Here is a 24,365-nt window from a genome sequence, read left to right on the forward strand (position 1 = left end):
AGGTGATTTATGAGTCAATCTTCGTCCATAGGTTTTGTGGTGTCTTTCACCTACCCGGAACATAGCTTAACCGATTTAGCTAAATTAACCGGACAAATGACGCTGGCCGGTTTTTCCACCACGCTCAGCGACAGCAAGGGCGTTCCCCATGAGCTGGGGATCAACAGTTTTTCGCTAACAACGCCTTTAAATCAAGAGGATGTACAACAGTTAGCGCAGGGGTTGGGTGAGGTGGCATTGGGGGAGAAACCCGAGGTGCAGATAGTCACTTGCAGTGACTACTTTAAGCGGTTACATCCCGATACATAAAATGTTATAACTCACTCGGCGGCATTATTTAATTAACAACAAAATAACCCTTTGGCAAAGTTTGGTGTTGCTTGACTTCCGCTCAATTGATATTGATAATCATTTTCATTTGAATAAGGAGACGTCATCATGCCAATGAAAAACAACGTGTTTACCCGCCGTCATTTTAGCTTGTCCCGCATTCGCTCACTTGCCCTGCTCTGCGTATGCCTCAGTGTTGCTGCTGTCAGCCAACCGGCTTTGGCAAAGGATAAGCTACGCGTGGTGACAACCTTCACCATTATCCAGGATATCGCTCAGAACGTGGCGGGCGACGCCGCCGTGGTGGAGTCCATCACCAAGCCTGGGGCGGAAATCCACGACTATCAGCCTACGCCGCGCGATATCGTTAAGGCACAGCACGCCGATCTGATTTTATGGAACGGGATGAATCTGGAGCGCTGGTTCCAACGCTTTTTTGAAAATATCAAACAAGTTCCCGCCGCCGTGGTGACTGAAGGGATCACCCCGCTGCCAATCCATGAAGGCCCGTATAACGGTAATCCAAATCCCCATGCCTGGATGTCACCAAGCAATGCACTGATCTACGTCGAGAACATCCGCAAAGCGTTGGTACAGCACGATCCCGACAACGCGGAAACCTATAACCGCAATGCCAAAGCCTACGCTGAAAAAATTGCGGCGCTGGATGCCCCACTGCGTGAGCGTTTGTCACGCATTCCGTCAGCCCAGCGCTGGCTGGTGACCAGCGAAGGTGCCTTTAGCTATCTGGCTAAAGATTATCAGTTGCAAGAAGTCTATCTGTGGCCGATCAATGCCGACGAACAGGGCTCACCACAGCAGGTGCGCCGTGTGATCGATACCGTACGGGCCAACCACATTCCGGTGGTGTTCAGCGAAAGTACCATTTCGGATAAACCGGCCAAGCAGGTGGCTAAAGAAACCGGTGCGCAATACGGCGGTGTGCTGTATGTCGACTCCCTGTCTGCGGCCAACGGGCCGGTGCCCACCTATATCGACCTGCTCAATGTCACCGTGCAAACCATCGCCAAAGGATTTAATCAATGAGCACAGAGACCTTTATCCGCCCCGAACTCAATGTGGATGACGTATCGGTCACCTATAACAACGGCCATACGGCGATCCATAACGCCAGCTTTACCCTGAGCGGGGGTTCGATTTGTGCGCTGGTGGGAGTTAACGGCAGCGGAAAATCGACCCTCTTCAAAAGCATCATGGGCCTGGTAAAACCGACATCTGGCCAGGTGATGCTTAGCGGGCAACCGGTTGTCGCCGCACTGAAGAAAAATATTATCGCCTACGTGCCGCAGACCGAAGAGGTTGACTGGAACTTCCCGGTGCTGGTGGAAGACGTGGTGATGATGGGCCGCTACGGCAAAATGAACTTCTTGCGCATTCCTACTAACGAAGATCGGCTGCGGGTCGATAAGGCGCTGGAGCGCGTTGGCCTGAGTGAGCTACGTAGCCGACAGATCGGCGAGCTTTCCGGCGGGCAAAAAAAGCGCGTATTCCTGGCTCGTGCGCTGGCTCAGCAGGGAACGGTGCTGCTGCTTGATGAGCCTTTTACCGGCGTGGATGTCAAAACCGAGAACGCTATTATCGAGCTGTTACGCTCGCTGCGCGATGAAGGCCACCTGATCCTGGTATCGACCCACAACCTCGGTAGCGTACCGGAATTTTGCGATCGGGTGATCCTGATTAACCGTACCGTGCTGGCCGCCGGGCCGCTCGAAACCACCTTCACGCAAAGCAATCTGGAACTGGCGTTCGGTGGCGTATTGCGCCATATCAACCTCTCAGGGCCCGATCTGCACGATGACAACGATCCCCGCACCGTGACGGTAATCACCGATGACGAGCGCCCTGCGGTGTTTTATGGCCATACCAAGAGCGATCCTCCGGCGCAAAGCCAGCAAAAGGAGAATAACCCCTGATGCTCGAGATCCTGTTGCAACCGTTCAACTACAACTACATGGTCAAGGCGATGTGGGTCAGCGCCATTGTCGGTGCGGCCTGCGCTTTTCTGTCGGCGTATCTGATGCTGAAAGGCTGGTCGTTGATGGGGGATGCGCTTTCCCACTCCGTGGTGCCTGGCGTGGCCGGTGCCTATGCCCTCGGCCTGCCCTATGCAGCCGGTGCGTTTTTCACCGGCATGTTGGCCGCGCTGGCAATGACGTTGGTACGCCACGTCACCCGCCTGCGTGAAGATGCGATTATCGGCTTTATTTTCTCCACCTTTTTCGCCGTCGGCCTGTTGATCATTTCGCTCAATCCCACTTCGGTGAACGTGCAGTCGATCATCTTCGGCAACATTCTCGGTATCGCAGATGAAGACGTGTTGCAGGTGGAAATTATTATCGGCGTTTCGTTGCTGATCTTATGCCTGGTGTGGAAAGACCTGCTGGCAGTATTTTTTGACGAAAACCACGCGGTATCAATTGGGCTTTCGCCATTAAAGCTGAAGATCCTGTTCTTTACCCTGCTTAGCGCCTGTACCGTGGCCGCGCTGCAAACCGTCGGTGCCATTCTGGTGATCGCTATGGTGATAACCCCCGGTGCCACCGCCTATCTGCTGACCGACCGTTTTGGCCGGCTGGTAATTATCGCCATCGCCATCGGTGCCTTGACCAGCGGCCTGGGCGCTTACCTCAGCTTTTTCGTCGACGGAGCAACCGGCGGCGTGATCGTCACGCTGCAAACGCTGGTGTTCCTGGCGGCCTTCCTGTTCGCACCGAAGCACGGACTGTTAGCCTCAAAACGCCGTGCAACCCATGGCAACTCTCCGGAGGGCAACTGATGGAATTCCTGTTGCAATGGCTCTCTGAGCCGTTCGCCTATCCCTTTATGCAGCGCGCCATCATCGCGGCCATCGTCACCGGCGTAGTTTGCGCCGTGCTGTCTTGTTATCTGGTGTTGAAAGGCTGGTCATTGATGGGCGATGCCATCTCTCACGCCGTGCTACCCGGCATCGTGTTGGCCTTTGTGTTCAGTATTCCGCTGGCGATTGGCGCATTTCTTTCCGGCATTTTCTGCGCGCTAGCGACGGGCTATCTGAAAGAGCACAGCCGAGTAAAGGAAGACACGGTGATGGGGATCGTGTTCTCCGGCATGTTTGCCTTTGGGCTGGTGCTGTTTGCCCGCATCGATACCGATCAACACCTCAGCCATATCCTGTTCGGCAATATGCTGGGGATCACCGACGGTGAGCTGCGGCAAACGTTGTGGATCGCCGGGATCACGCTGGCGATCGTACTGCTCAAGCGCCAGGACTTTATGCTTTACTGTTTCGATCCCAACCATGCGCGCGTCATCGGCCTGCCGGTGAAGTTACTGCACTACGGCTTACTGTGCCTGCTGGCATTAACCATTGTGGCCTCGCTACAGGCGGTGGGGGTGATCCTGGTGATTGCGATGCTGATCGCACCGGGGATCATTGCGTTCACCCTGTGCCGCAGTTTCAACCGGATGCTGATCGTCGCCACCGTCGCTTCCGTTTTTTCCTGCGTACTGGGGACGCTGATCAGCTTTCATATCGATGGCGCAACCGGGCCGTGCATCGTGATCGTCCAGGCGTTGCTGTTTGTCATCGCCCTGCTCTACAGCCACTTCAAACCCGTGCAACGCCACGAGAGCAACCTGGCTAAGGGCCATTCGTAGGGACTGTCGTATGTGCTGATAAGAAACTTACCGCGCTGTTACTCCTGACTTAACTCCATTCACCAACCCGCCCCCCCAACCCTCTCCTGGGGAGGGTTGGGGGGAAAATCCCTTGTATGACGTTCCCCGCGTAAGAAGATACTCAGCAAATTAGCCTGAACCGAGAGGCATTAAGCATAAGCGTACTTAAATTAATCAATAGCGTATATACTTTGACCAGACACGCGGCGATGATATTTTCGTCAATAGATGGCGCAGCTGTGCGCCACATCGTGTTTTCGCCGCAGGAAAGGCGCTAACCTAATGAAATCGCAGGCAACGCAGAAGGGGATTACTATGTGGCAAGCCGTTAGCCGTCTGTTGAGTGAGCATCTTGGCAGCGCAGAAATCCGCGAAAGGACTGAACTGCCCGGGGGAGAAATCCACCCGGCGTGGCGCGTGAGTTACGGCGACAACGAGGTGTTTGTTAAATGCGATGCCCGCGAAATGCTGCCGATATTCACTGCGGAGGCCGATCAACTGGCCCTGTTGGCGCGCAGTAAGACCGTGAGAGTGCCCGAAGTATATGGGGTTGGCAGCGATCGCGATTACAGTTTTCTGCTGCTGGAATATCAACCCCTTAAACCGCTGGATGCGCACGGGGCGCACTGCCTCGGGCAACAACTGGCCCGCCTGCACCAGTGGAGCGAACAACCCCAGTTCGGCCTCGACTTCGATAACCATCTTTCCACCACGCCGCAGCCCAACGCCTGGCAACGCCGCTGGGCGGAATTTTTTGCCGAGCAGCGCATCGGTTGGCAGCTACAGCTGGCGGCGGAAAAGGGCATGACCTTCGGTGATATCGACGAAATTATAGACGTGGTGTATCTGCGGTTGCAAAACCATCAGCCGCAGCCTTCCCTGCTGCACGGCGATTTGTGGCCAGCCAACTGTGCTCAGGCCGCAGATGGGCCTTTGCTGTTCGATCCAGCCTGTTACTGGGGCGACAGGGAGTGTGATTTGGCAATGCTGCCGCTTTATCCAGATTTGCCCGCCCAGATTTATGACGGCTATCAGCGCGTGTGGCCGCTGGAGGCAGGGTTTATCGAACGTCAGCCGCTGTATCAGCTTTATTACCTGCTCAACCGCAGCAACCTGTTTGGCGGCCAACATCTGGTCATGGCACAACGGGCCATCGACAATCTGCTCCACCCGGAAACGCTGTAAACAATCAGGGCGCCAAATGGCGCCCTGACGACATGCGGCGGCGCTACATGCGGCACCCGTTAATTTCAGATCTAGGCCACTCCGGCCATTTGCCCTAGCAGCTTGAGCACAAAATAAGCCACCACCGCGATCACTACCGGCAAAATATACAGCGGGAAGTATTGCAGCAAAATGGTATGGTGCGGCAACGTTACTCGCTCCTCCAATTGCGCACGCGTGTGCCCTTCGCTGCCCTTGGCCTGTTCCAGGATCATCTGATCTTCCAATCCCTCACGGATAAACCTCACCTGACGCGACATGCGCGCACCGGACGTCTGCAATGCCAAACCGACAAAGATCAGGAAATAGATGATGATAAACATCAGATTAGCGCCACTAAACAGGCTCTTATCCACATCCGGTACCGGTGAGTTGTACCAGAAAATATTCAGGAATGGCGTATTGAAGCGCACCATATCGACCATGACGTGGACAAAATCCAGCATCACGGCGTTGATCCCTCTGGACTTCTCACTGTGTTGATAAACAAAACCCAGCAATGAAACCAGCGTTGAAAGTAACGCCGGGATGAAAACGACCCATCCGAAAATGCGTTTCAGAATGGCAACGCGCCCAGCCTGTTGATACGTCATGTGTTCCCCTTGTAAGCGACGTAACCGTTGTTGCGCTAAGTCTACCTGTAGTTAATGAAACTCGCCCACCGTTTTCTTCGTCTTCCTGTCTGAATCCAGTGAGATCCTGTATTTTGGGAAATACACCCTAGGCCCGAAGGATGCAGCTGCCTGAACAAAGATGATAGAGTGGCGAAAACATTTTCTTTTACTGGTGCTGCAGGAGTTAATTGTTAATGGCTTATTCGCAACGCATAGCAACCGCAATTTTTGATATGGACGGTCTACTGATCGATTCGGAACCCCTGTGGCTACAGGCGGAAATGGACATCTTCAGCTCATTGGGGCTGGATCTGTCTGACCGTCACAAACTGCCGGATACGCTAGGTTTACGCATCGATCTGGTGGTACGGATGTGGTTCCAGGCCATGCCGTGGCAAGGGCCATCTCAGGAGGAAGTGGCTGGACGCATTATAGAGCGGGCCATCGAGTTGGTGCAGGAGAAGCGCCCGCTGCTGCCTGGGGTGCAACAAGCGCTGGAACTGTGCCGTAGCCTGGACCTGAACATTGGGCTGGCCTCCGCCTCTCCGCTACATATGCAGCAACAGGTGCTAAAGATGTTCGATCTGGAGAGTTACTTCGACCAGTTGGTTTCGGCCGAATATCTGCCGTACAGCAAACCGCACCCAGAAGTCTATCTGATCGCGGCCGAGCGTCTGGGCAGCGACCCACAGCATTGCATTACTCTGGAAGACTCCTTCAACGGCATGATTGCTACCAAAGCGGCACGCATGAAGTCGATCGTGATCCCTGCGCACGAATACAGCCAGGATCCGCGCTGGGCCTTGGCCGACCTTAAACTGCAAAGCCTCGAGCAGTTGACTGCCGCCCATCTGGCCTGATCTTGATGGCATCGGCCCTGCTGATGCCTTTTTCACTCCTCCACGCAACAAAATAAATAAAACATAATTTCATTTTAATTGAATTAAGATGCCATTCAAATTATGCTGATCACATAAAGAAAACACCGGGCGATTCGGTGACACTGTCACTGCCACGCAGTAGCCTTCGTAAGCCCGGTGCTTTCTTCCCTCACGGTAAGAGAACAAATCTATGATTCCCAGCAACTACGTACCGATGAAGACCGCACTTGAGTGTGTCCCCGCCGGACGCTGGGGCACACCGGATGACTCGATGGGCCCGATCGTCTTCCTCGCCTCGGCAGCGTCCGACTACGTTAATGGCTACACTCTCGCGATGGACGGCGACTGGTTGGCCCGCTGATCCCCACAGCAAACATCTCCTCCCCCGAATTTGAACGGGTGCAGCAGGCGGCGCCCCTACAATGACGAGTTTACCTGTATACTGTGTCCGTCAGACTCGAGGTTTCAACCCTTTGTAAAACGGCGTAAAATTAACAAATCGTTACAGGGTAACCGCTTCCGTTACTGTAAAAATTCCCATATACTGGATAAATTAACAGTTTAGTGGCCGGGATCTTGCAACATGACCGCGGAAGGACATCTCATTTTCTCTGTTGCCTGCGCGATCTTTGCCAAGAAAGCGGAGGTGACTCCCGTGCTCGCCGCTGGCGATTGGTGGCACATCATTCCTGCCGCGCTACTGACGTCACTGTTACCCGATATCGATCACCCTAAATCCATCCTGGGTCAACGCCTACGCTGGATCGCGGTTCCGATCTCGCGCGCCTTTGGCCACCGCGGTTTCACCCATAGCCTGCTGGCGATCGTCGGCGGCATGTGGTTATTTCAGCTTGAGGTGCCGCGCGGTTGGCCAATCCCCGCGGACGTGCTGCACGCCATGATTATCGGTTATTTCAGCCACCTGCTGGCCGATATGCTAACCCCTGCCGGCGTGCCGTTGCTCTGGCCCTGCCGCTGGCGTTTCTGCCTACCGATATTGAACTCACAAAAAGGCAATCAGCTGGAACGGGTGCTGTGTCTATGCCTGGTGGCTTTCGCCATTTACTGGCAAGGGGATTACACCCTTCCCGTGCAGTCATATTTTGAGCAAATTAAAAATATCCGACTGTGATCACAAAAAATCGACTGTTTTTCCGCCCATTGGCTCATAATATCGCCGATTTCAAGTCAAAAGTTATATTAAATTCTTTTTAGATATAAGTGTGAGTCATCGCAAACTGTTACGATATTTACATCGCATTACATCGGTGCGTGGCACTTTTAATTATAAGAAAACAAGATTGGAGACATTGGGGATGAATCTACCGCTCGTATTAAACGTGCTGGTTTTTGCCGCCCTCCTTTTGCTGTTGGCGCAAACCCGCCATAAGCAATGGAGCCTGGCTAAAAAAGTGCTGGTCGGCCTGGCACTGGGTGTCGTGTTCGGTTTGGCACTGCAACTGATTTACGGCTCGGACAACCCAGTGCTGAAAGCGTCCATCAGCTGGTTTAACATCGTCGGTAACGGCTATGTACAGCTGCTGCAAATGATCGTGATGCCGCTGGTTTTCGCCTCTATCCTTAGCGCGGTAGCCAAATTGCACAACGCTTCTTCGTTGGGCAAAATCAGCTTCCTGACCATTGGTACCCTGCTGTTTACCACGCTGATTGCCGCACTGGTTGGCGTATTGGTCACCAACCTGTTCGGGCTGACCGCAGAAGGTCTGGTCCAGGGTACGCAGGAGACCGCACGTCTGTCGGCGATCGAAACCAACTACGCAGGTAAAGTAGCCGATCTCAGTGTGCCACAATTGATCCTGTCATTCGTGCCGAAAAACCCATTTGCCGATCTGACTGGGGCCAACCCAACGTCCATCATCAGCGTAGTGATTTTCGCTGCTTTCCTGGGTGTGGCTTCGCTACAACTGCTCAAAGATGACCAGCCGAAAGGCCAGCGCGTGCTGGTAGCTATCGATACTCTGCAAGCCTGGGTGATGAAGCTGGTCCGTCTGGTGATGAAGCTGACGCCGTACGGCGTACTTGCGTTGATGACCAAGGTCGTTGCTGGCTCCAATATCCACGATATTATCAAGCTGGGCAGTTTTGTGGTTGCCTCTTACCTAGGTCTGGCGATCATGTTCGTGGTTCACGGACTGCTGCTGAGCTTCACCGGAGTTAACCCGCTGAAATTCTTCCGCAAGGCGTGGCCGGTGCTGACCTTTGCCTTCACCAGCCGCTCCAGCGCTGCCAGCATCCCGCTGAACGTGGAAGCGCAGACTCGCCGTCTGGGCGTGCCTGAGTCAATTGCCAGCTTCTCTGCTTCCTTTGGTGCCACCATTGGTCAGAATGGTTGTGCGGGTCTCTACCCAGCAATGCTGGCGGTGATGGTTGCGCCAACCGTAGGCATTAACCCGCTTGATCCACTGTGGATCGCGACGCTGGTCGGCATTGTTACCGTCAGTTCAGCCGGTGTTGCCGGTGTGGGTGGCGGCGCGACCTTCGCAGCGCTGATTGTACTGCCAGCGATGGGCCTGCCGGTGACCCTGGTCGCCCTGCTGATTTCGGTTGAACCGTTGATCGACATGGGCCGTACCGCGCTGAACGTTAGTGGTTCGATGACCGCAGGTACCATCACCAGCCAACTGATGAAGCAGACCGACAAAACCATTATGGACAGCGAAGACGAAGCGGAACTGGCTCACCGGTAACCCTGGACAGATTCGCAAACTGAACCGGCGCCCAGGCGCCGGTTTTTTTATACTTGGCGTTTAGAGTCATCGTTAAGCGGTGAAGGTTTTACTGTGGTGAGATAGAGAAAGGTGAAGATGCAGAAACGTAGAGCCAAACGTACGTTTGGCCCTTAGCTATTCAGAAACGGTCAAAACGGATAGTCGTGATAACCCATCTGCTCCGAAATCAGACGAGCGGCAGTGTGCAACTGTGCGACATAGCCCTCTTTGCCTTCTTCGGAGAAGCGGATGGTCGGGAAGGAGATGCTCAAGCCCGCGATCACCACGCCAAAACGGTCAAACACTGGCACCGCGATGCAGCGTAAGCCTTCTTCCTGTTCTTCGATATCTTCGCCAAATCCTTGTTCACGCACCTTATCCAACAGCGGCAGTAATTCTGCGGCGCTGGCGATGGTGTGCGCAGTGCTACGGGTAAACTCGACGTGGGACAGAATCTCTTCCACTTCACCGCGATCGCACCAGGCTAGCAGGACTTTACCAATGGCAGTACTGTGTAGCGGGTTGCGGCGACCAATACGTGAATACATACGCAGGTTATACATGGAATCGATTTTGTGGATATAGACGATGCTGTCTTCATCCAGCGCCCCCAGGTGGATGGTCTCACGCGTCTGGTTAGACAGTTCGCGCATCTGGATGTCCGCACTGCGGATCAAATCGACGTTTTGCAGCGATTTGGCACCCAATTCAAACAGCTTTAGGGTCAGCGAATATTTCTCCGACTCCCCTTCCTGTGCGACATAACCCAGCGACTTCATGGTTTGCAGGAAACGGTAAACGGTACTTTTGGACATCATTACCCGCTGAGAAAGCTCGGTAATGCCGATCTCGCGCTCATCACCCAGTGCCTGCAGGATGCCAAACACTTTCAGCACTGATGAAACGGAATCCGGTTGTTTGTCTAGATCTGCGTTAGCCATGGTTAATACCTTAACTTAACTATTTTTGTTTTAGGAAATTTGAACAAGAGTTTCAGTATAATCGGAACATTTTACCCCACGCAATGGAGGTTGCGCAATATTCGCCATAATTGATGGGATTAGCGGCAGATATCCCACTGCTTTTACATTTAGCACAGAAACGGCGGGTGCATTCGGCGCCCCTACGAGCGAGCAATAGCAAAAACCCCGGCAAGCCAGGGTTTTTGTTTGATGCAGGGTTATTTCAGATACTGGCCGGAACGCAGCGCTTCGATACGCTTGTCCAACGGCGGATGCGACATAAACAGCTCGCTGAACGACTTGGATTTGCCGTTGATGCAGAAAGCCATCAGGGTGCCCGCTTCCTGCGGTTCATAGCTGGTCTTCAAGCGTTGGAGCGCAGCGATCATTTTCTCACGGCCAACCAGTTTGGCTGAACCCGCATCGGCGTAGAATTCACGATGACGTGAGAACCACATAGTGATAATGCTGGCCAGAATACCAAACACCAGCTCCAGCACCATCGACACGCCGAAGTAAATCATCGGGTTACCATTACCTTCGCCTTCCCCATCGCGGTTACCGAGGAAACCGGCGGCCACCTGGGCAATAAGGCGCGACACGAAGATCACGAAGGTATTCACCACCCCTTGGATCAGCGTCATGGTCACCATGTCACCATTAGCAACGTGGCTGATTTCGTGGGCGATCACCGCTTCCGCCTCATCACGGCTCATGCTTTGCAGCAGGCCGGTACTAACCGCCACCAGCGATGCATCACGACGTGCACCGGTTGCAAAGGCGTTAATGTCCGGCGCTTGGTAGATAGCCACCTGCGGCATGGCGATACCCGCCTGCTGCGATTGGCGACGCACCGTGTCCAACAGCCAGCGTTCGGTTTCGTTACGCGGTTGTTCAATCACTTCCCCACCGACGGAGCGCAGCGCCATCCATTTGGACATCAGCAGTGAAACAAACGCACCGCCAAAACCGAACAGACCGGCCATGATCATCAGGCCCTGAACGCTACTGGATTGGATCCCTGTCAGGCTAAGCACCAGCCCGAAAACCAACATCACCGCCAGGTTGGTGAGCAGGAACAAAGCTATACGCATCATAGAATGTTTACTTCCTCGTTATTTGTTAACAAAACGCGACCTCAGATAGCCAGATCTTATGGGCATTGATCACAATTTCAAGATTGGCAGGCCATTAACCCACTAAAAATACGTAACTTTACAAAGTCACGATAAAACAAGGGTTTTACAAAGTGTAAACGATCTCTGTGCACAAGGGGGAGACTACAACAGAAATTTTAGTGCGGATATGGTGAAAAAAAAAGCGCACCCGAAGGTGCGCTCAATAACATTAAATCCGTAAATAACTTACTTGGTGGCAGCCGTCTGTTGCGAGGGCTGCAGCTTTTCGCTTTTGGCCAGGTCCAGCGCGATCTTGACCGTTTCATCCAGATACGGATCCGGCTCCTTGTAGTCCTTTGGCAGATCCTCCAAGGACTTCAGGGGTTTCTTACCCGTACGCTCCAGACGCTCATTGATACGGCTCAGGCGCGTAGTATCATCATCATGGCTCTCTTTCTCACGGGTAGCCAGATTAAGAGAAACGATGTTGCGTTTATCTTTCAACGCCTTGTAATGGGCAATATCCTGCGCGATATATTGGAACTCTGGATCCTTGGCGATACGCTGCGCATGGTCTTTCAACAGTTGCGGTTCAAACGGCTTCAAATCACCGGTTTTGGTGTAGGCCGCTGCGTTTACGCTATCCCACGGCATGGCATTGTCTTCGAAGCTCTCGCCGGTTTCTGCCGGATCGATCCCCGTTGGCATCAGAATATCTGGCGTGACACCTTTACGTTGGGTGCTGCCACCATTAACGCGGTAGAACTTCTGGATGGTGTACTGGACAGAGCCCAGCGCAGGCCATTCAGGGCGCAGCATCTGATCGTAAATGCGGTTCAGTGAACGATATTGCTGCACAGTGCCTTTACCGAAGGTAGGTTCGCCGACGATCAGCGCACGGCCATAGTCCTGCATTGCCGCCGCAAAGATCTCGGAGGCGGAGGCACTGAAGCGGTCAACCAGCACCACCAGCGGGCCTTTGTAATAGACAACGCCGTCGTTATCCGCATCTTCGCGGATTTTGCCGTTGTTATCACGCACCTGAACAACCGGGCCACTCGGGATAAACAGGCCGGAAAGCGATACTGCCTCGGTCAATGCCCCGCCGCCGTTGGCGCGCAGATCGATAATCAGACTGTCAACGTTCTGCTTGGCCATCTTTTGCAACTGGACTTTTACGTCATCGGTCAGGCCGACGTAGAAGCCAGGAATGTCCATCACCGCGACCTTCTGGTTGCCAACGGTCTTGATGGTCATTTTAACTGCGCGATCTTCCAGGCGGATACGCTCACGAGTCAGCGTAACTATACGGGTTTTGGTGCCTTTACCTGCCGGCAGGATCTCCAGACGAACCTTGCTGCCCTTCGGCCCTTTGATCTTCGAGACGACATCGTCAAGACGCCAGCCGATCACGTCCACCATCGGTTTGCCTGCCTGGCCAACGCCGACAATACGGTCGCCCACGGTGATCGCCTTGCTCTTGGCTGCCGGGCCGCCTGCCACCATGGAGTTGATCACGGTGTAATCATCATCCATCTGCAACACGGCACCAATCCCTTCCAGCGAGAGACTCATCTCGGTATTGAACTGTTCGGTATTGCGTGGCGACAGGTAGTTGGTGTGCGGATCGATTTCGTGGGCAAACGCGGTCATGATCAGCGAGAACACGTCTTCGCTGTTGCTTTGCGTCAGGCGTTTGATCGCAAACTGATAACGCTTGGTCAATGTGTCACGGATCTCTTTATCCGTTTTGCCGGTCAGCTTCAGGTTCAACTGATCGTATTTGACCTTGGCATCCCACAGGCGGTCCAATTCAGCCTTGTCTTTCGGCCACGGCGCTTTACTGCGGTCTACGTCAATGGTGTCGTTACCGGTGAAGTTCATCGGCTTGTCGAGCAACGATAGCGCATACTGATAGCGCTCAAAGCGGCGTTTTTGCGCCAGATTGAACAGCGCATAAGGCGTAACCAGTTTGCCGGATTTCAGCTCTTCACCCAGCGTGCTGCGTTTGTCGGCAAATTGCGCGACGTCGGAGGCCAGCAGCACATTGTGGCTGTAGTCCAGCATATTCAGGTAGCGATCAAAGATCTTGCCTGAAAAATCCGCATCCAGAGCAAACTGGCGATAATGAGAGCGAGTGAAGCGCGAGGTTACGCGCTCACTCACGGTTGCATGTTCAGCTTCCTGCTCAAGCTTGGGCAGTTGATCGATGCGGATGTTGGCTGTATCCGCTCCGTAACTGACACCCGCCCACAGCAAAGCCGCAACTGCGGTTAATCTGACAAATTTGTTCATGCCTTGGTTGGCCTCCGTATCAGAACTGCAAGTGTTCTGCGCGCACAATCATCGCCAGACCGGAGGAGAGCTGTACACGTACGCCATCTTTAGCGATTTCGAGTACGGTTGCGTCCATCGCGCTCTGACCTGCTCTGACTTTGATTTCCTGGCCAATTTGCAGTTTTGAGATGTCTGTGACTGGCACATGGCGCGGCTGGCTGGCCTCTTTGGCAACACGAGGTTCACGAGCTTGCTGTGGGCGTGCTTGTTGTGGACGCGGCTTGCGGTTCTCTGCTGCGGCTCCGCCTTCACGACGTACGGCTGGCTTTTTGCCGGCAGGACGCGCACGACGAGGCTCGGCAGTGGCGGACTCACCAGCAGCTTCACGTTTTTTGGCATTCTGTTCGGCACGCTGTGCCTGAACGCGCGCTTTGGCTTCTTCAAGCTGCTGGCGAGCATGATCGACATGCTGCTGTTCCAGCTCACCACACGGGTTACCATCCAGGTCTACACGCTGGGCGCCAACTTTCACACCGTACAGGTAACGCCAGCTTGAGGTGTACAAGCGCAGGGCGGAACGCAGCTGCGTTTTGCTGAGGTTCTCATCCCCTTGTACACGTTCTACCAGATCCTGAAAAATACCGATTTTCAGCGGGCGTGCTTCGCCTTCGGCGCTAAAGCAGAGCGGGAAACGCTCGGCAAGAAAAGCAATGACTTCTTTAACTGAGTTCAACTTGTGTTGATTTTCCATGAAATTTCCTGATTACAACGGGTTGCCAACAAGCCGCAGGCATGAACAGGCGTCATTATAATGACGCCATCGCTAAATGCCACGTTAACCGTAGATCAACTTGCCGCTACAGTGACATATTTCGCAAAATTGCTCTGTGCCAGCCGTGCACAAAGCCCCGCCACCACTGCTTTCAGACCGATTTCGTCCTGTTCATCGAAGCGTTGATAAACTGTGCTGTCGATATCCAGGACACCGATGACCTGACCACTGACGTCTAACGGCAACACAATTTCTGCGTTACTGGCGGCATCGCAAGCGATATGTCCAGGAAATGCATGAACATCGCCAACGCGCTGCACTCGGTTCTCCGCCGCTGCCGTACCGCAAACGCCCTTACCCAACGGGATCCGCACGCAGGCAATCTTGCCCTGGAACGGACCTAGCACCATTTGATGGCCTTCCATCAGGTAAAAACCCACCCAATTAACGTCATCAAGACGCTCATTGAGCAGCGCACTGGCGTTAGACAACGCGGCAATAAAATTTTCTTCCCCATCCAGCAATGCGTTTAAATCGCGTTTTAATTCCGCGTAGAATGATTCTTTAGTCATAATCAACCGTTCAAATGCTTCAATAATCCAGACTTAGCCCCTATAAAATAAGCTTTAAATGCGTATAGCCACAAGGTTAATCATCCGTTGCTTCCCAAAACACGGTACAACAGGGTATGTTTGCCGTCTAAAATCATTTGTAACTTGCGATGCCATCCCTTTTTACAGACTGATGACATTGACAGGTTGGTTTTCCAACTAACCTAAGTAGACCTCAGGTCGCAGAACAGCACTCATGAAGATACTCGCCATTACCGGCCCGCTCTCCAAGGCTCGCCACCAACGCTGTTGTGAATGCGATTTGCTGTTCACATTGCCGCCTTTGACCCGAAATCAGGCCGCCTACTGCCCACGCTGCAACGCCAAGGTGGTGCATGGCCGCGACTGGTCGATGACCCGTCTGACCGCCATGGCCGTCACCATGCTGTTGCTGATGCCCTTTGCCTTTACCGAACCACTGATCAGCATTCGCCTACTCGGCACGCGGATTAACGCTAGTCTGTTGGAAGGCATCTGGCAAATGAGCAGCCAAGGCGATCCGTTTACCGCCAGCATGGTCGCCTTCTGCACCATCGGCGCGCCGCTGACGTTGGCGCTGTCATTGCTGTACCTGTGGTTTGGCCATGCGCTCGGCATGAACCTGCGGCCAGTATTACTGATGCTGGAGCGGCTGAAAGAGTGGATCATGCTCGATATTTACCTGATTGGCATGGTGGTCGCGGCGATCAAGGTCAAGGAATATGCAGATATTCAAACCGGCAGCGCCCTGATTGCCTATCTGGCACTGACCCTCCTCAGCCTGCTGACGCTGATCCACATGAATCTGGAACAAATGTGGGAACGCTACTATCCGCAGGAACAACCAGAGGGCAAACCAGAGGCGTTACACGTCTGCCTGGCCTGCCACTTTACCGGTTTTCAGGATGAACGTGGCCGCTGCCCCCGCTGTCATGTGCCGATGTGCCATCGCCAGCCTTACAGCCTGCAAAAAACCTGGGCCGCGCTGATTGCCGCCATCGTGCTGCTGATCCCCGCCAACCTGCTGCCGATTTCAGTGGTTTACGCCAACGGCGCGCGCATGGAAGATACCATTTTCAGCGGCGTCGTTGCGCTGGCGACCTCGGGCAACATGCCAATCGCCGCCATCGTGTTTATCGCCAGCGTCCTGGTGCCCTTTACCAAGGTGATCGTGCTGCTGGTGCTACTGTGCAGCATTCATTTCAAAACATCGCACAGCCTCAAAACCCGCATCCGGCTGCTACGGCTGGTCATCTGGGTTGGCCGCTGGTCGATGCTCGATCTGTTCGTGATTTCGTTGATGATGTCGCTGATCAATCGCGACCAACTGTTTTCTTTTACTATGGGACCAGCAGCTTTTTACTTTGGGTCTGCGGTTATTTTAACTATTCTTGCCGTACAGTGGCTGGACAGCCGATTGATTTGGGATGCACATGCAACAGGAAACGCCGAATACGCCGACTGAGGCGCGGGTCAAAAACAAGCGCCGAATCTCGCCATTCTGGTTACTGCCGTTTATCGCCCTGCTGATTGCCGGGTGGCTGGTCTATACCAATTACCAGGAGAGCGGCAACAGCGTCACCATCGACTTCCAGTCGGCAGCAGGTATTGTCGCTGGCCGAACGCCGGTGCGTTATCAGGGCGTGGACGTGGGCACCGTGCAAAGCATTTCACTGAGCAAGGACCTGCGTAGCATCGTGGTTGAAGCCAGCATCAAGAGCGATCTGGAAGACTCCCTGCGCGAAGGCACACAATTTTGGCTGGTGACGCCCAAAGCCTCATTGGCCGGGGTTTCGGGCCTGGATGCGTTGGTCGGTGGTAACTACATCGGCATGATGCCAGGCCGGGGCAAGCCACAAACCCACTTCACCGCGCTGGATACACAGCCGAAATACCGCCTGAGTACCGGCGAGCTGATGATCCACCTGCAAGCAGACGACCTCGGTTCCCTGAACACCGGTTCGCTGGTCTATTATCGCAAGATCCCGGTAGGTAAAGTGTATGACTACACGATTTCGCCGGGTAACAAAGGCGTGATCATCGACGTGCTGATCGACCGCCGCTTTGCCAATCTGGTGAAGGATAACACTCGCTTCTGGAACGTCTCCGGTTTTAAAGGCGACTTCAGCCTGTCCGGGGCCAGCGTGCAGATGGAGAGCCTGGCCGCGCTGGTAAATGGTGCGATAGCCTTTGACTCCCCGCTCGACGGCAAGCAGGCCAAGGCCGATCAAAACTATGCGCTGTATCCAGACCTGGCCCGTAGCCAGCGTGGGGTGAGCATCTCGCTGGATCTGCCTGACGGCAACAGCCTGAGCGAGGGGCACACGCCGCTGATGTATCAAGGATTGCAGGTCGGCACGCTGACCCGCCTGGCTCTGCAACCGGATAGTAAGGTAACTGGCGAGCTGACTATCGATCCTTCGGTGGTCGATCTGATGCGCAGCGGCACACGTATCGAGATGCGCAGCCCAAAAATCAGCCTGAACGATGCCAAGCTAAGCCAGTTGTTAACCGGCAACACTCTGGAACTGGTTCCGGGTGAAGGCGAACCCCAACAGCACTTTACCGTGTTGGACAGCAGTAAAACGCTGCTGCAACAGCCTGGCGTTGTGACGGTCACCTTGAATGCCCCGCAAAGTTACGGCATCGACGTCGAGCAGCCGTTAATCGTGCACGGTATCAAGATCGGCCAGATCCTGACTCGTACCCTGACCGACGACGGCGTGACCTTTACGGCGGCGATCGAAGCTCAGCACCGCAGTTTGCTGCATAAAGACAGTAAGTTCGTGGTCAACAGCCGAGTGGATGTCAAATTCGGTCTGGATGGCGTACAGATGTTGGGTGCCAGCGCCCAAGAGTGGCTGGACGGCGGCGTACGCCTGATCCCTGGAGGTAAAGGCGAGCCGGAGGCGCAGTATCCGCTGTACAGCAACGCGGAAAAAGCCGCCGAGGGCATCGTCGGCAACAACCCACTCCCTACCCTGACGCTTACCGCCACCAGTCTGCCAGATGTGCAAGCCGGTTCGGTGGTGCTATACCGCAAGTTCCAGGTGGGTGAGATTGTCAACGTGCGGCCCAAGGCCAACGAGTTTGACGTTGAGGTCTACATCAGCCCCGAATACCGTAAGCTGTTAACCAGCGAAAGCATTTTCTGGGCGGAGGGCGGCGCCAAGGTGCAATTGAACGGCAGCGGCCTGACGGTGCAGGCTTCCCCGCTTAACCGCGCTCTGAAAGGTGCCATCAGCTTTGATAACCTACAAGGCGTTACGCTGGATAAAGGGGCTAAACGCGTACTGTACGCCTCCGAAACCGCCGCTCGCGCCGTGGGTAGTCAGATTACGCTGCGTACTTATGATGCCAGCAAGCTGTCGCCTGGGATGCCAATACGCTATCTGGGCATTGATATCGGCCAGCTTGAGTCACTGAAGCTGGCACCGGAGCGTAACGAGGTGCTGGCGAAAGCGGTATTGTACCCAGAGTATGTGAAAACCTTTGCCCGCCTCGGCAGCCGTTTCGCCATCGTCTCACCGGAGATTTCCGCCGCTGGGGTCAATAATCTGGACTCCTTGTTGCAGCCCTATATCAACGTGGAACCTGGCCACGGCGGCTCGATGCGCACGTTTGAGCTACAGGAAGCCAGCATTACCGACTCCCGCTACCTGGACGGCCTGAACGTGATCCTGGACGCCGCCGAGACCGGTTCGCTGCAAATCGGCACGCCGATCCTGTTCCGTGGCATTGAAGTGGGTACCGTGACCGGTTTCTATCTGGGGGCAATGTCAGATCGCGTGCACGTCTCACTGCGCGTCAGCAAGAAATTCCAGCATCTGGTGCGTAACAACAGCGTCTTCTGGCTGGCCTCTGGCTATAACCTGCAGTTTGGCCTGACGGGTGGCGTGATCAAGAGCGGTACCTTCCAGCAGTTTATTCGCGGGGGTATTGCCTTTGCCACCCCACCTAGCATTCCGCTGGCCCCTAAAGCCACGCCGAACAAACACTTCCTGCTGAATGCAGAAGAGCCGAAAGATTGGCGCGAATGGGGCACCGCCATCCCAAGGGACAACTGATAGCTCTCGGCAGGGTTCAATGTTCTGAACCCTGCCGCGCCCGCCTGTCCCCCCAAGATAATCCATACCATTACTGCTTTGCCATTCATCTCATTAAGCGAAACTTGCCGGTATTCTCAGGCAGGCAGTTTATGTTAAACTAGCCCCTTCGATTTTTTTCCGCCCTGAGGGCTCCCTGTGGCTAAACCTGCCCCTGCTTTTTTGCCTCCTGCTTTTCTTGACGCGACTCGCGCCATCATGCCTGACCATTTATCCATGGATGACTTCATCGCTATTTGCCAACAACCCTTGCGACGTAGCCTGCGGGTCAACACGCTGAAAATCAGCGTTGTGGACTTTCTGGCGCTGGTAAAAGACTACGACTGGCGATTGGAGCCCATCCCCTGGTGCCCCGAAGGCTTTTGGATCGAGCGCGAGGACGAAGCATTACGGCTGGGTAGCGCGGCGGAGCATCTAAGCGGCCTGTTCTACATTCAGGAAGCCAGCTCCATGCTGCCGGTGAGCGCCCTGTTTGCCGGGCGTGAAACCCCGCACCGGGTGCTGGACGTTGCCGCCGCACCGGGTTCCAAAACTACCCAGATCGCCGCGCTGATGGGCAATCAGGGTGGCATTGTCGCCAATGAATATTCGGCCAGCAGGGTCAAGGTGTTACACGCCAACATCAGCCGCTGCGGCGTCAAAAATACGGCGCTGACCCATTTCGACGGCCGGGTGTTTGGCGCAGCTTTACCGGAAAGCTTTGACGCCATCCTGCTGGATGCCCCCTGCTCTGGTGAAGGCGTAGTGCGCAAAGATCCGGATGCCATGAGCAACTGGTCATCAGAAAGCGTCACCAGCATTGCGCAAACCCAGTGGGAACTGATCGACAGCGCCTTCCACGCCCTGGCACCCGGCGGCGTGATGGTTTACTCCACCTGTACGTTGAATGCTCAGGAAAATCAGCAAGTGGTGCACCAACTGTTGGCAACCTATGGCGATGCCGTCAGCGTGGAACCGCTGGGCGATCTGTTCCCACAGGCACAGCTTGCCCTCACCCCAGAAGGCTACCTGCACGTATTCCCGCAGATTTATGACAGTGAAGGCTTCTTTGTCGCCCGGCTGCGTAAAAATCACAGCGTTCCGGCCCTGGCCAAACCGAACTATAAGCTGGGCAAGTTCCCTTTCGCCCCACTATCGGCCCAAGAGTCCGTGCTGGTGGCACAGGCTGCCGCAGCCTCGGGCTTAGCTTGGGATGAAACCAGCAAATTATGGGTGCGGGATAAAGAAATCTGGCTGTTCCCGGCTGCGCTGGAACCTTTAGTCAGCAAAGTGCGTTTTTCGCGCATTGGCCTTAAGTTGGCGGAACGCTTCCCAAAAGGGTTCCGCTGGCAGCATGAGGCGGTGATCGCCTTGGCTGCCAGTGGCAACCCACAAACTTTTGAGCTCAATGCGGCACTGGCCCAGGAATGGTTTCATGGCCGCGATCTCTATCCCTCGCAACCACCGCAGAGCAATGAGTGTATCGTCACTTATCAGCATCAGCCGCTAGGGTTGGCCAAACTGATCGGCAGCCGGATTAAAAACAGTCTGCCCCGCGAACTGGTGCGCGATGGAGTACTGGATTTCCATCAATAACGTCTAATAGGCTACGGTAACCGTTACAGTGTCACTATAGCTCCCCGCTGGCTGGTTATTTTGTGACAGATTAACCGAAGCGGTATACGGGAAGGATTGCGAGGTGCCCGCGCCCGTCGCGTTGCTATTGGTGGCGGCGGTCCAAACGGTGCTATCCCCTTTGAACAGCTGATACTGAATATAGCTGGTGGTGCCGTTTACCGTAGACGCCATTTGCCGATATTGCCCCGAACTGGCGACGCTGCTGGTCAGGTTGACCGAATAGCTGGCGTTGAGGGTGCAACGTACGCTGATAGTATTGGCAACTACCGTAGTGAGGCCAGAGGGTAACGCCGCGCTACCGAACCCGACATTCGGCGCGCTGTCGATATAGCAAAAGTTGGTGACAACCAGCGACAGATTGATATTGGAGCCGGACGTTATACTCCCGGTGTCTGCGATACAAATGGGGCCAAGCGCAATCGAGCAGATGCTCCAGTCCCAAGCAATCGGAATGGTATCAGTATAAGTGCCAGCAGCAAGATTAGAGTTCATTTGTGGCCGGATAAAAATCGGCAGCGTACCGTTTGGCCCGGTAAACAGACCTAGTAGATCCAGTGCGGTAGTACTGGTCCAGGTAATGACGCTACCCTGATTATACAGGGCGCTACAGCCACCATCTTTGCACAGACTGTATGGCAGATACTGACCGGTGGCCGCACTGTATAAACGCGGCTGGGTGCCAACTGGATGTAAAGTCGTACCGATGGTCGCCTTAATGGTGTTAGTGCCGCCAATATTAAGCAGCGAGCCAGTACATTTCAGCCCGCTACTGACAGAGGTGGTTAACGGGGTCGTGCTGACGTCAAAGGAATTTTGCGTGCCCAGCGTTCCGTTGGTGGCAGGAGCCGTGCAGCCTGCCCAGGCTGATGACATAAACCCCGCTAACAGCGTCAACGCCAATCCTGTTCGTATCCATGATACTAACCCTTTCATGATTTTGCCTCATCTGCACCGCCTTGGCAGACCAGCGGCCCGACCTGTTCAATGCTACGATAATTGGGGTTCAGGTCAAAGCCCACACGGCATACCGAGCGATCTTCCCGCTGGATACTTAACTGACCATGGGGTTGTAAATGCGAGAAGTACACCAGCCCGTCATAACCGACGACGGTGGTTTGTTGCGTATTTTGTTCCGTAACCAACGTCCCCAATTTCAACGGTTGCCCAGTGCTGTCATGTAACGTGATATTGGCCGACAGGGTTTTTTGTACCGGGAACTTCACCACCATCCCGCTGCCTTGCTTAACGGCAATGCGATTATTGACCTGGTTAGCCACCACGTCAGCCGGTAACGGCAGTGTGTCAATCTCTACCTTGGCCGGATAGTACGAGCTGATCGACGGGATCAGGAGATGCCCGTTGCTGTCGGTGGTGCCCATCTTCTGATTCTCATACAGCACCGAAACGCCTGCGTAATTATCGGTATCCACCACAATAAACGCATCGTTAATTTTGTCCGACAGGAACCAAGAGTTGGCCATAAACACCACTGAGCCGCTCAGGTCTGCCCAGTTGGTATATTCCCCTTGTGGGCCAAAGATGCCGCCTTGCAGCGTAGCATAACGGGTTTTCCAGGTGGCATCGGCCTGTTGATAGGCATCACCGCCGCCGCTGTAAGCCAGATTCCAACCCAGGCCACCGTCGGTGGGAGCCGCTTTGCCAGCACCAACCTGCTGCTGATAATGCCCATTATTGTTACGTGCCAACCCCGCATTGAGGCTGATATCACCGCCCAGTGGAATAATGAATTGCAGCTGTGCACTGTAGCCGTTATCGCCCAACGTTTTGTTGAGTGAGACAAACATGCTGCTCTGACCCCACAGGGCGCGGCTGTAAGAGAAGTTCACCAGGCGGGTATGAGAGTTGTCATAGGCCTGCACGTCGTAATAGCCCAGACCCAAGGTGCCATTGCTCGAGCCAAACGGCGAAGCGCTGAAGGTGGCCTGATCGGATTGACGGCTCAGGCGGGTATTGCTGGTATAAGAAGTGAGATCCTGATAACCCACGCTGCGTGAAGCCCGCTGTGCCGAAATACTAAATAGCGTGGAGCTATAAGAGTAGCCCAGCGTGTACTGGCTACCGTCTTTTTTGTCCGTCACGTTGGTGCCCAGTGGATTATTATCATCTTGGTTGGGATTCGGCATGCCAGGCATGTTCGGCGAGACGATCTGGTCGTTCACCACGTCGCTGGTCGCCACCGGTGGATGATTGGCTTTGCTCTGGCTGCCAGACAGACTAAGCGTTCCCCAGGTTCCTACCGCGATATCGGCACCTAACCCACCGAGTGTCAAACCTTGCGTAGTCTCGGTATGCCCGGAAAGCGTCAGATAATTACTCAGCCCGTAGCGGTAAATCCCGCTGAAAGCCGCGTCGGAATAGTCGCCGTTGGAGATGCCATAGTTCTGACGCACCGCGCCAAGTGACGCATCAAAGTCGCTCAGATTTTTACGCAACAGGGTGTTGGACACATAAAACGGCACGGTAGTCGAGACCTGACGCCCAACCGCATCGGTGGTGACGATCGTCGCCTCACCTGCCCCGTTGATGTAAGGCACATTGGTGAGGGTAAACGGCCCGGAGTTAAGATTATTGCTACTGGCCTTAAAGCCGTTGAGAAATAAATCGACGGTACTGGGGACCGCAGCAGTACCGCTGTATTGCAGCAGCGGGTAGGTCACCAGATCCGGGCGCAGGGCAAAGTTACGGCTAACACGTACTCCTCCCATGCGGGCCGAATTGCTCCAGGTTAGCGAGTTGCTGACGAAATCCCCAATCTGATAGCTAATCAGATCTTTTTCGTCGCTGTAACGCCAGAACGTATCGTAGCGTAGATAGCGATCCTGTACGCTACTGCCCCCATCCCCCGATAGCGTGTCGATATTGTAGCGGTAAGTCCCGGTGTTACTGATAATCCCCGCATTGCTGAACAGACGCTGCTCCATCCAGGTCGAAACCGATCTGGAGCCACCGTGAGGATCGGTATAATAGGAATCGTAGTTAAACAACAGCCCGGTACTGCTTTGCGCCGGGGTGTAATTCATCAGCTCACCGCCGCCGACGTCCTGTTTTGGCAACCAGGCATCCGGCACCTGCAAAACCAGTTGCTGGGCGGCAGAATCATATTTTACCTTCACCCCAGGCAGCTGCTCGACCTTAATCAACCCTTGCTGACCATGGGTATGTACGTGGTTTTTAGCCAGCACGCCAGCTTCCACGTAATACGCATTTTCCCGATAGGTCACGGGAACCACCTGGCCGTCGCTCTGACCATTAACCACCAGGGTCAGGTAGAACATCGCATTGGTGATCACCGGCGCCGCACGCGGGGCATCGGGCAATGAGGAGTATTCCTGCGCCTGGACGCTGAAGGTACTCAGACAAAGCAGGCATAGGCCTCCCCGGCAATACAGCGGATACTGATGACCGGGACGAGTAATGGTTCTGATCGGCATTCGGTGCGCTTCCTG

At 54.5% G+C, this 24,365-nt stretch carries 20 protein-coding genes and 1 pseudogene; 13 read left to right on the top strand and 8 right to left on the bottom strand.

Annotated elements, in window-relative coordinates:
* Positions 1–9 precede the first annotated feature (9 nt).
* The 6 genes from ghoS (at position 10) to KAJ71_RS10575 (ending at position 5,193) form a co-directional block, all read left to right on the top strand.
* Positions 10–309 carry a type V toxin-antitoxin system endoribonuclease antitoxin GhoS gene (gene ghoS / locus KAJ71_RS10550; protein WP_248945665.1) on the top strand — a complete coding sequence of 100 codons (300 nt, stop codon included), beginning with the start codon at positions 10–12 and terminating at the stop codon, positions 307–309.
* Positions 310–438: 129 nt separating this feature from the next.
* Positions 439–1,377 carry a metal ABC transporter substrate-binding protein gene (locus KAJ71_RS10555; protein ID WP_248945667.1) on the top strand — a complete coding sequence of 313 codons (939 nt, stop codon included), beginning with the start codon at positions 439–441 and terminating at the stop codon, positions 1,375–1,377.
* The gene (locus KAJ71_RS10560) at positions 1,374–2,264 is read left to right on the top strand and encodes a manganese/iron ABC transporter ATP-binding protein (RefSeq protein WP_248945668.1); all 891 of its coding nucleotides are present in this window, start codon (positions 1,374–1,376) and stop codon (positions 2,262–2,264) included. Before KAJ71_RS10555 ends, KAJ71_RS10560 begins: the two co-directional genes overlap by 4 nt.
* Entirely contained in the window at positions 2,264–3,127 is an 864-nt protein-coding gene (locus tag KAJ71_RS10565; protein ID WP_248945669.1) for a metal ABC transporter permease, read from the top strand. Before KAJ71_RS10560 ends, KAJ71_RS10565 begins: the two co-directional genes overlap by 1 nt.
* Positions 3,127–3,987 carry a metal ABC transporter permease gene (locus tag KAJ71_RS10570; RefSeq protein ID WP_248945670.1) on the top strand — a complete coding sequence of 287 codons (861 nt, stop codon included), beginning with the start codon at positions 3,127–3,129 and terminating at the stop codon, positions 3,985–3,987. Before KAJ71_RS10565 ends, KAJ71_RS10570 begins: the two co-directional genes overlap by 1 nt.
* A 336-nt stretch (positions 3,988–4,323) precedes the next feature.
* Positions 4,324–5,193: a fructosamine kinase family protein gene (locus KAJ71_RS10575; protein ID WP_248945671.1), complete on the top strand. Its 870-nt coding sequence runs from the start codon at positions 4,324–4,326 to the stop codon at positions 5,191–5,193.
* 71 nt (positions 5,194–5,264) lie between these two features.
* Here the strand turns inward: KAJ71_RS10575 and KAJ71_RS10580 are convergent, their stop codons facing one another.
* On the bottom strand, positions 5,265–5,825 hold the full coding sequence (locus KAJ71_RS10580) for a YniB family protein (protein WP_248945672.1): 561 nt from the start codon (positions 5,823–5,825) through the stop codon (positions 5,265–5,267).
* A 215-nt stretch (positions 5,826–6,040) separates the two neighbouring features.
* Here KAJ71_RS10580 and hxpB point away from each other — a divergent pair, with 215 nt between their 5' ends.
* From hxpB to KAJ71_RS10600, 4 genes and pseudogenes are all read left to right on the top strand, one after another.
* Positions 6,041–6,706 (top strand): hexitol phosphatase HxpB, encoded by a 666-nt coding sequence (gene hxpB / locus KAJ71_RS10585; protein ID WP_248945673.1) that lies wholly within the window; start codon positions 6,041–6,043, stop codon positions 6,704–6,706.
* Positions 6,707–6,959: 253 nt separating this feature from the next.
* A pseudogene (locus KAJ71_RS10590) lies at positions 6,960–7,088 on the top strand (2-deoxy-D-gluconate 3-dehydrogenase); the annotation flags it as partial.
* A gap of 222 nt (positions 7,089–7,310) precedes the next feature.
* On the top strand, positions 7,311–7,859 hold the full coding sequence (locus tag KAJ71_RS10595; protein WP_248945674.1) for a metal-dependent hydrolase: 549 nt from the start codon (positions 7,311–7,313) through the stop codon (positions 7,857–7,859).
* A 184-nt stretch (positions 7,860–8,043) separates the two neighbouring features.
* Entirely contained in the window at positions 8,044–9,435 is a 1,392-nt protein-coding gene (locus KAJ71_RS10600) for an L-cystine transporter (protein ID WP_248945675.1), read from the top strand.
* Between the two features lie 170 nt (positions 9,436–9,605).
* Here KAJ71_RS10600 and kdgR read toward each other — a convergent pair whose 3' ends face one another.
* The 5 genes from kdgR to msrC form a co-directional block, all read right to left on the bottom strand.
* Entirely contained in the window at positions 9,606–10,397 is a 792-nt protein-coding gene (gene kdgR / locus KAJ71_RS10605; RefSeq protein WP_248945677.1) for a DNA-binding transcriptional regulator KdgR, read from the bottom strand.
* Between the two features lie 239 nt (positions 10,398–10,636).
* The gene (gene htpX / locus KAJ71_RS10610) at positions 10,637–11,515 is read right to left on the bottom strand and encodes a protease HtpX (RefSeq protein WP_248945678.1); all 879 of its coding nucleotides are present in this window, start codon (positions 11,513–11,515) and stop codon (positions 10,637–10,639) included.
* Positions 11,516–11,782: 267 nt separating this feature from the next.
* Complete coding sequence (gene prc, locus KAJ71_RS10615; protein WP_248945679.1) at positions 11,783–13,831, bottom strand: carboxy terminal-processing peptidase; 2,049 nt, start codon at positions 13,829–13,831, stop codon at positions 11,783–11,785.
* Between the two features lie 19 nt (positions 13,832–13,850).
* Complete coding sequence (gene proQ / locus KAJ71_RS10620) at positions 13,851–14,564, bottom strand: RNA chaperone ProQ (RefSeq protein WP_248945680.1); 714 nt, start codon at positions 14,562–14,564, stop codon at positions 13,851–13,853.
* 95 nt (positions 14,565–14,659) lie between these two features.
* Positions 14,660–15,157 (bottom strand): free L-methionine (R)-S-oxide reductase MsrC, encoded by a 498-nt coding sequence (msrC, locus tag KAJ71_RS10625; protein ID WP_248945681.1) that lies wholly within the window; start codon positions 15,155–15,157, stop codon positions 14,660–14,662.
* Positions 15,158–15,392: 235 nt separating this feature from the next.
* Between msrC and yebS the strand changes: the two genes are divergently transcribed.
* The 3 genes from yebS (at position 15,393) to rsmF (ending at position 20,856) form a co-directional block, all read left to right on the top strand.
* Positions 15,393–16,640, top strand: a complete 1,248-nt coding sequence (yebS, locus tag KAJ71_RS10630) for a membrane integrity lipid transport subunit YebS (protein WP_248945682.1) — start codon at positions 15,393–15,395, stop codon at positions 16,638–16,640.
* Positions 16,609–19,242 carry a PqiB family protein gene (locus KAJ71_RS10635; RefSeq protein WP_248945683.1) on the top strand — a complete coding sequence of 878 codons (2,634 nt, stop codon included), beginning with the start codon at positions 16,609–16,611 and terminating at the stop codon, positions 19,240–19,242. The genes yebS and KAJ71_RS10635 overlap by 32 nt, the downstream gene beginning before the upstream one ends.
* Before the next feature lie 177 nt (positions 19,243–19,419).
* Complete coding sequence (rsmF, locus tag KAJ71_RS10640) at positions 19,420–20,856, top strand: 16S rRNA (cytosine(1407)-C(5))-methyltransferase RsmF (protein ID WP_248945684.1); 1,437 nt, start codon at positions 19,420–19,422, stop codon at positions 20,854–20,856.
* 3 nt (positions 20,857–20,859) lie between these two features.
* On the opposite strand, the gene KAJ71_RS10645 is transcribed toward rsmF, so the two are convergent.
* Both KAJ71_RS10645 and KAJ71_RS10650 read right to left on the bottom strand, forming a co-directional pair.
* The gene (locus KAJ71_RS10645) at positions 20,860–21,831 is read right to left on the bottom strand and encodes a Csu type fimbrial protein (protein ID WP_248945685.1); all 972 of its coding nucleotides are present in this window, start codon (positions 21,829–21,831) and stop codon (positions 20,860–20,862) included.
* The gene (locus KAJ71_RS10650; RefSeq protein ID WP_248945686.1) at positions 21,828–24,350 is read right to left on the bottom strand and encodes a fimbria/pilus outer membrane usher protein; all 2,523 of its coding nucleotides are present in this window, start codon (positions 24,348–24,350) and stop codon (positions 21,828–21,830) included. Before KAJ71_RS10650 ends, KAJ71_RS10645 begins: the two co-directional genes overlap by 4 nt.
* Positions 24,351–24,365 lie beyond the last annotated feature (15 nt).

It is taken from the genome of Serratia silvae, assembly GCF_023282985.1.
Lineage (GTDB): Bacteria > Pseudomonadota > Gammaproteobacteria > Enterobacterales > Enterobacteriaceae > Chania > Chania silvae.

Coding starts and splice junctions, on each gene's coding strand:
- KAJ71_RS10570 (WP_248945670.1), top strand. CDS start 3,127: ATGGAATTCCTGTTGCAATGGCTCTCTGAGCCGTTCGCCTATCCCTTT.
- KAJ71_RS10650 (WP_248945686.1), bottom strand. CDS start 24,350: ATGCCGATCAGAACCATTACTCGTCCCGGTCATCAGTATCCGCTGTAT.
- KAJ71_RS10580 (WP_248945672.1), bottom strand. CDS start 5,825: ATGACGTATCAACAGGCTGGGCGCGTTGCCATTCTGAAACGCATTTTC.
- ghoS (WP_248945665.1), top strand. CDS start 10: ATGAGTCAATCTTCGTCCATAGGTTTTGTGGTGTCTTTCACCTACCCG.
- KAJ71_RS10595 (WP_248945674.1), top strand. CDS start 7,311: ATGACCGCGGAAGGACATCTCATTTTCTCTGTTGCCTGCGCGATCTTT.
- kdgR (WP_248945677.1), bottom strand. CDS start 10,397: ATGGCTAACGCAGATCTAGACAAACAACCGGATTCCGTTTCATCAGTG.
- KAJ71_RS10555 (WP_248945667.1), top strand. CDS start 439: ATGCCAATGAAAAACAACGTGTTTACCCGCCGTCATTTTAGCTTGTCC.
- KAJ71_RS10645 (WP_248945685.1), bottom strand. CDS start 21,831: ATGAAAGGGTTAGTATCATGGATACGAACAGGATTGGCGTTGACGCTG.
- msrC (WP_248945681.1), bottom strand. CDS start 15,157: ATGACTAAAGAATCATTCTACGCGGAATTAAAACGCGATTTAAACGCA.
- KAJ71_RS10575 (WP_248945671.1), top strand. CDS start 4,324: ATGTGGCAAGCCGTTAGCCGTCTGTTGAGTGAGCATCTTGGCAGCGCA.
- hxpB (WP_248945673.1), top strand. CDS start 6,041: ATGGCTTATTCGCAACGCATAGCAACCGCAATTTTTGATATGGACGGT.
- KAJ71_RS10600 (WP_248945675.1), top strand. CDS start 8,044: ATGAATCTACCGCTCGTATTAAACGTGCTGGTTTTTGCCGCCCTCCTT.
- yebS (WP_248945682.1), top strand. CDS start 15,393: ATGAAGATACTCGCCATTACCGGCCCGCTCTCCAAGGCTCGCCACCAA.
- prc (WP_248945679.1), bottom strand. CDS start 13,831: ATGAACAAATTTGTCAGATTAACCGCAGTTGCGGCTTTGCTGTGGGCG.
- KAJ71_RS10565 (WP_248945669.1), top strand. CDS start 2,264: ATGCTCGAGATCCTGTTGCAACCGTTCAACTACAACTACATGGTCAAG.
- htpX (WP_248945678.1), bottom strand. CDS start 11,515: ATGATGCGTATAGCTTTGTTCCTGCTCACCAACCTGGCGGTGATGTTG.
- KAJ71_RS10635 (WP_248945683.1), top strand. CDS start 16,609: ATGCAACAGGAAACGCCGAATACGCCGACTGAGGCGCGGGTCAAAAAC.
- proQ (WP_248945680.1), bottom strand. CDS start 14,564: ATGGAAAATCAACACAAGTTGAACTCAGTTAAAGAAGTCATTGCTTTT.
- KAJ71_RS10560 (WP_248945668.1), top strand. CDS start 1,374: ATGAGCACAGAGACCTTTATCCGCCCCGAACTCAATGTGGATGACGTA.